The sequence below is a fragment of the Ruminococcus sp. 5_1_39BFAA genome, from assembly GCF_964240875.1.
GTDB lineage: Bacteria > Bacillota > Clostridia > Lachnospirales > Lachnospiraceae > Blautia_A.
This window is the reverse complement of sequence record NZ_CAXSVO010000070.1, coordinates 1-3,569: the sequence shown is the minus strand read 5'-3', so window position 1 is coordinate 3,569 and position 3,569 is coordinate 1. Positions and strand designations below refer to the sequence as shown.

Annotated in this window: 3 protein-coding genes; all 3 read left to right on the top strand. The window is 53.0% G+C overall.

The window, feature by feature from the left end:
- Nucleotides 1-1,368 (top strand): hypothetical protein (locus ACESZH_RS23605; RefSeq protein ID WP_373219526.1); only part of this gene is annotated, 1,368 nt, incomplete at its 5' end.
- Between the two features lie 13 nt (nt 1,369-1,381).
- On the top strand, nt 1,382-1,939 hold the full coding sequence (locus ACESZH_RS23600) for a hypothetical protein (protein ID WP_158369679.1): 558 nt from the start codon (nt 1,382-1,384) through the stop codon (nt 1,937-1,939).
- Nucleotides 1,940-1,978: 39 nt separating this feature from the next.
- Nucleotides 1,979-3,569 (top strand): DUF859 family phage minor structural protein (locus ACESZH_RS23595; protein ID WP_373219524.1); only part of this gene is annotated, 1,591 nt, incomplete at its 3' end.

The window sequence follows — 3,569 nt, the reverse complement described above, 5'->3', positions numbered from 1 at the left end:
AGACATCATTATGGAACTGATATAATAATTCGCTGTTTTTGTGCAAGAGACAGGAACTTTATTTTGCGGGGCGACACGCAGGCGACTTTGTCTGCACAGGTCCAGGGGGTAACGGTCAGCAAGTGGCAGTATCTGAACAGTTCCGGTGTGTGGACGGATTATCCGACCACTTCGGACAATACCAGTATTACCGGCGGGACGCTGGTAGTAAAGCCCGCACACGCAGTGTTCTTCAACAACGTGGCGCAGATCAAGCTGGTGACCGATGATGCGGATGTGTTCGACACCATTTCCATCACGAAGATGTATGACGGGGAGCAGGGACAGCCGGGGCAGGCAGGCGCGGGAGGTTTGTCCGTCATCCTTGGAAATGAGGCGCAGAACATTGCCTGCACCACGGGAGGTGCGGTACAGGCTGCCGTGGATGTGACGATTCCCTTTACCGGGTATGTAGGCATTACGCAGACCCCATGTACCTGTACAGTGGGAACCCTGCCCACCGGAGTGACCGTAAAATCCAATACGGCAGCCACGGCGTCTGCTTCAGGTTCCGTAGTGCTTACCTTTGCCGCCAATGCCACCCTGGGCGGGGCATCGGTGCTGACTGGAACCATTGACCTGACCTTTACGATTTCAGGAAAGAGCGTGGTGAAGAAGTTTGCCTGGACGAAATCCAATAAGGGAAGCAACGGGGCCAGTGCGGTGGTGTTCTCTGTTTACGCACCAAACGGGACTATCGTACAAAACCAGTCCGGTTCCCTGGTACTGGCAACATCCGCCTACAGCGGCACAACGGAGATCACCACAGGTGCGACTTACCAGTGGTCGAAATACACAGCCGGAAAATGGACAGATATCAGCGGGGCAACGTCTGATACGCTGATGGTTTCCGGCGCGGATATCGTGAATATCCAGTCTTACCGGTGCACCATGAATTATGGCGGCAAGTCCTATGTGGATGTGATCACGGTGGAGGATAAGTCGGATCCCTATGTATCGGAGATGCTCTCCATCGGCGGCTTTACCGTAAAAAATAACCTGGGCGGTCTGGTTCCCTATGTGATCGTCCGTACCAACCAGAAGGAAGTGGATGCACTGCTCGGCAATATCAGCGAGACAGCCCCTTCCACGCCTACAAACGGGATGTTCTGGTACAAGATCGACCATACAGCGAAAACAGTCACGCTGATGAAGTATAACGGGACTACGTGGGCAGCGGCAACAGAAAAGCAGAGTCTTACCTACACCTGGTATAAGCAGGATAAGGACGGCAGGGAGGCTGCCTTTGGAAAGACTGGAAAAGTCATTTATTTATCTGCGGATGACATTGACAGCATCGCCACCCTACAGTGTGATGTGTCTAATTAGGGGGGTGGCGGGCATGGCGCTTTTAACGGTCTGCCAGCATACGTTCCAGAACGTGCAGGCGTATGACGACGCGGTGGAGGGCGTGGAAGCCTTAAAGGTCAACGTGCGGGAGTGCTACTCGGAGATCACAAAGACCTCCGAGCAGATTCAGAGTTCTGTCCGGGAGATGTACCTGTCAAAGTCTGAGCTGGAAAGCATCCAGCAGGACTTCCAGGCGAGCATCACCCAGAACAGCAGCGAGATCCGCATGGATTTTACCGCTATCACCAATGAGATCATCAACAATGTGTCTGCAAACCAGACGCTTCTGGAGGAGTATATCCGGTTTAAAGGGGCGCTGATCGAGCTTGGGAAGGTCGGGAATGCGTTCACGGCGGAGCTTTCCAACGAGGAGCTGGCCTTTAAGGAGAACGGACAGAAGATTGCCTATATTTCCAATCAGAGCCTTGTGATCACCAATGCGGAGATACGGAACAAGCTGTCCCTGGGTAATGAGAGCCGGGGATGGTTTGATTTTATCCCAAGAGCCAACGGGAACCTGTCTATCAAATGGCGTGACCCGGCGGGATAACAGCAGTTTTTATTTTTGTGGGGAAGGAGGAAAAGCAAAATGGCATCCAGCGGCAGCTTTTCCGGTTCCATCCACAGCGGGCATTATGTGCTGCGGGTGGACTGGACGCAGACAAAAAATATATCTGCCAATACCAGCACGGTCACAGCGAAAGCCTATCTGGTCAATGACTGGAGTCTGTCTATTTATGGCCGTTCGGACAATTCCATAACGATCAACGGAACCGCACAGATTTATGAGTCACCAGCAGTCAACGGTACAGGCACGCACCTTCTGGGAACTGTAACACAGACCGTGAACCATAACAGTGACGGCACAAAAAGCCTGACCATGAGCGCGGTGTTCTATATCCGGGCGACGTTAAGCGGGACGTATTATGAGTCGATTACCGCAAGCGCCAATATTACGCTGGATTCCATTGCAAGGGCGTCCAGTGTTTCTACCCCTAATGCAACGATGGGGTCTGCTACGGCCATTGCCATCAGCCGTGCCTCTTCTTCCTTTACCCACACGCTGACCTATACCTTCGGCACGGCTGCCGGGACGATAGCCACAAAGACCACGTCCACATCGGTATCCTGGACACCGCCCCTTTCACTGGCAAGCCAGATACCCAAAGCGGTGACCGGAACCTGCACGGTCACCTGTACGACTTATAACGGCAGTACGAAGATTGGAAGTAAGACGTGTACGCTGACACTGACCGTCCCGGCTTCAATAAAACCTACCATTACCAGTTTGACTGCTGCCAGGGTGGACGGGGCGGTGCCGGGTACCTGGGGGATCTATGTGCAGACGAAGTCCAAAGCAACGCTTACCATTAACGGGGCGGCGGGAAGCTACGGCTCCACGATTTCTTCCTATTCCATTACGGGCGGCGGCTACACCAGTACGGCGTCCAGTTTTACAACGGGGTTCCTGAATACTTCCGGCATGGTTACTTTTACGGCGACGGTGACGGATTCCAGGGGGCGGGTGTCAGCAGCGGCCACGGTGAGCATTTCGGTGGTGGCCTATTCCCCGCCGTCCTTTGCCAGCTACCTCTCACAGCGGTGCTTAAGCAATGGAACTGTTAATGATGACGGGACGTATATCCGGGGACTGGTTTCCTACAGTTATGCGTCATGCAGCAGTAAAAACACCATTACCCGCGCCACCTATTACAAAAAGGCATCGGATACCGCGTGGACGAATGCCAATGCCGCTTTCAGTTCCGGTACGGCGTTTACTTTTGGCGGCGGAAACATCTCCACGGAGACCTCCTATGACATCAAATATACGCTGACAGATGCCTTTACCACCATTGCTATCCAGGACATCGTTTCTACGGCAGCCGTGGTCATGGATTTTAAGAGAGGCGGTAAGGGAGTGGCTGTTGGGAAGGTATCGGAGAAGGATAATACCTTCGAGGTTGCGGAGGATTGGGATGTCCGGGTGTATGGGAAACTTTTAAAAGATTATATCCAGTCCTTCATTAAGACGCTGTATCCGGTGGGCAGTATCTATATGAGCGTCAATGCCACTAACCCGTCCGCTTACTTTGGCGGAACATGGGTGTTGGACAGCGAATTGAGAGAGACGCAAACGGCAAATTATTTTTCCGCTTTTCAAATAATCGACCGCGCAGTCT

What these genes read in the sequence shown, in the direction of transcription:
- ACESZH_RS23600 (WP_158369679.1), top strand. Translation starts at nt 1,382, where the DNA reads ATGGCGCTTTTAACGGTCTGCCAGCATACGTTCCAGAACGTGCAGGCG.